Genomic DNA, 3,263 nt, shown 5'->3' on the forward strand with positions numbered 1-3,263 from the left:
CAAGAGGGCAGCTTGCCGATCCGCTCGCCGATCCGGTGCTCGATCTCAGGGTGAAGTCGGCGACCGCCGAATCCTATTTCGTCAAGGCCGGCGACTATCTGCAGATCATCGACGTCGACGGCCGGCAGTGCACCGATTTCCAGTGCTTTTCGGCGCGCAAGCTGGACAAGGGCTGCGACCTGCCGCTCGACGTGACGACAACGCGCACGCTGATGGGCTCGGCCTATCCGATGCCCGGCCTGCATTCGAAATATTACGATCAGGACATGGAGCCGCTGGTCGAGGTGGTGCAGGACACATGCGGCCGGCACGACGCCTTCGCGCTCGCCTGCGCCGCCAAATATTACGACGACATCGGCTATCCGGGCCACACCAACTGCTCGGAGAACTTCAACAAGGCGCTTGCCGACAATGGTGTCACGCCCCGCGCCGGCTGGATGGCCATCAACTTCTTCTTCAACACGGCGATCGACGCGCATGGCGTGATGGTGTCGGACGAGCCCTGGTCGCGGCCGGGCGACTATGTCTTGATGCGCGCCCTGACCGATATCGTCTGCGTGTCCTCGGCTTGCCCGGACGACACCACGCCCGCCAATGGCTGGGACCTCACCGACATCCATGTGCGGACCTATTCCGGCCAGCACAAATTCTCGCGAGCGATCGCCAGGCGCATGAAGCCCGACTCGGAACCGAAAATGACCCGCGAGACAGCCTTTCATTCGAGCTTTGCCAAGCACACGCGCGATTTCGTCGAATACAGGGGCTATTGGCTGGCCAATTCCTTCGCCAAGGAAGGTCCCATCGCCGAATACTGGGCCTGCCGGCAGGACGCCGTGATCATGGACCTGTCGCCGCTGCGCAAGTTCGAGGTCACGGGACCGGACGCCGAGGCTCTGCTGCAATACACGCTCACCCGCGACGTCAAGAAGCTCGGCGTCGGCCAGGTCGTCTATACGGCGATGTGCTACGAGCATGGCGGCATGATCGACGACGGCACGCTGCTTCGGCTCGGCAAGGACAATTTCCGCTGGGTCGGCGGCGACGATTTTTCCGGCGAATGGCTGCGCGAGACCGCCAAGAAGCTCGGCCTCAACGTGCTGGTGCGCTCTTCCACCGACCAGATGCACAACATCGCCGTGCAGGGACCGAAGAGCCGCGACATCTTGAAGGAGGTCGTCTGGACCTCGCCGGTGCAGCCCTCGATCGGCGAGCTCGAATGGTTCCGCTTCGCCGTCGCGCGCATCGGCGGCGGCAACGGCGTGCCGGTGGTGGTCTCGCGCACCGGCTATACGGGCGAGCTGGGCTATGAAATCTGGTGCCATCCGCGCGACGCCGAAAAAGTGTTCGACGCCGTCTGGGAAGCCGGCCAGCCGCACGGGCTGAAGCCGATGGGCCTGCAGGCGCTGGACATGGTGCGCATCGAGGCCGGACTGATCTTCGCCGGCTACGAATTCTCCGACCAGACCGATCCGTTCGAGGCCGGCATCGGCTTCACCGTGCCACTCAAGACCAAGGTCGACGACTTCATCGGCCGCGACGCGCTGATCCGGCGCAAGGAGCATCCGCAGCACAGGGTCGTCGGCCTCGACATCGACGCCAACATCCCGGTTGGCCATGGCGACTGCGTCCATGTCGGCCGCGCCCAGATCGGCGTGGTTACCTCCGGCATGCGCTCGCCGGTGCTCGGCAAGACAATCGCGCTGGCACGGCTCGACGTCACCCATGCCGAGATCGGCACGGAGGTCGAGATCGGCAAGCTCGACGGCCACGCCAAGCGGCTGCCGGCGCGCGTCGTGGCCTTCGCGCATTACGATCCGCAGAAGACCAAGCCGAGATCCTGATAGCGGCAGCCCTTGCCTTCTCCCCTTGGGGTGAGCAGCCGGTTCCCCGAAGGCGAGTTCATCGTGCCACTGGCACGATGAAATGCCAGCGAACGCCAGGACGCTGCGAAGCAGCGGGGACCGGGAGGTGGATCGGCCCCCGGCCCTTCGCAGACTCAGGGCGTTCGAAGCTCGAAAAGCCAAGCAATTGGCTTTTCGTTCGCTGCGCGACCGCTTCTCACCCCACAAGGGGAGGAGGAAAGAGCCGATGTTTCGCAAGCGTGATGTGCATGACATCCACAAAACGCTTGACGCGAAAGCGCGCCGGATCAATCTTCACTCTAAAGAAAAAAATACGACTGAGTGGAAACACCACGGTTGGGCCATAGTGGCCGGGGAGCAAGCTTCGCGAGAGCCGAAGCGTCGCCGGCGGGGAACAGAAAAAAGGGGAAGACACAAGATATGAGCACGATAAGCACGGCCCTGGAGCAGCCTGCCGAAAGCAAGCTGCTCAGGCATATCGACTGGCGTGGCGCCTTCTGGGTGGCGAGCGGCGTTCCGGCGCTGGTCCTGTTCTCGATCGGCGGCATTGCCGGCACGACTGGAACCCTGGCCTTCCTGATCTGGACGGTGTCCATGATCATGGGTTTCCTGCAATCCTTCACCTATGCGGAGATTGCCGGCCTGTTCCCGAACAAGTCGGGCGGCGCCTCGATCTACGGCGCTACCGCCTGGCTGCGCTATTCGAAATTCATCGCGCCGCTGTCGGTGTGGTGCAACTGGTTCGCCTGGTCGCCGGTGCTGTCGCTCGGCTGCTCCATCGCCGCCGCCTATATCCTCAACGCCCTGGCACCGATCCCGGTCTTCTCCGAGACCTCGCCGGAGGTCGTCGCCTATATCGCCGCGCATGCGGGGACGGCCCCTGCCGACGCCATCGCGGCGGTGACGGCCGCCGCGACGCCGGCGATCCGCACCTGGACGCTGTGGGGCCATACGCTGGGACCCGTCTCCTTCACGCTCAACGCCACCTTCTTCATAGGGGCGGTGCTGATGCTGGTCATCTTCGCCATCCAGCATCGCGGCATCCTCGGCACGGCCAATGTGCAGAAATATATCGGCCTGCTGGTCATCATCCCGATGCTGATCGTCGGCGTGGTGCCGATCATCACCGGCCAGATCGACTACGCCAACTTCTCGCCGCTGGTGCCGCTGGCGGCGGCCTATGCGCCCGACCCCGGGTCGTGGAACATCGCCGGCTGGACACTCGTGCTGGGCGGCATGTTCATCGCCGCATGGTCGACCTACGGCTTCGAGACCGCGGTCTGCTACACGTCGGAGTTCAAGAACCCCGGCACCGACACGTTCAAGGCGATCTTCTATTCCGGCCTGCTCTGCATGCTGTTGTTCATCCTGGTGCCCTTCACCTTCCAGGGCGTTCTGGGC

General features: G+C 63.9%; 2 protein-coding genes. Both read left to right on the forward strand.

What is annotated here, in order from left to right; genetic code table 11:
• On the forward strand, window positions 1-1,841 hold a 1,841-nt coding region (locus EOA28_RS29870; protein ID WP_128315583.1), incomplete at its 5' end, for an aminomethyltransferase family protein.
• A 441-nt stretch (window positions 1,842-2,282) separates the two neighbouring features.
• Window positions 2,283-3,263, forward strand: a 981-nt coding sequence (locus tag EOA28_RS29875; protein WP_148670935.1) for an APC family permease, incomplete at its 3' end; no start/stop codon positions are given.

This window comes from Mesorhizobium sp. M2A.F.Ca.ET.067.02.1.1 (assembly GCF_004023285.1).
GTDB lineage: Bacteria > Pseudomonadota > Alphaproteobacteria > Rhizobiales > Rhizobiaceae > Mesorhizobium.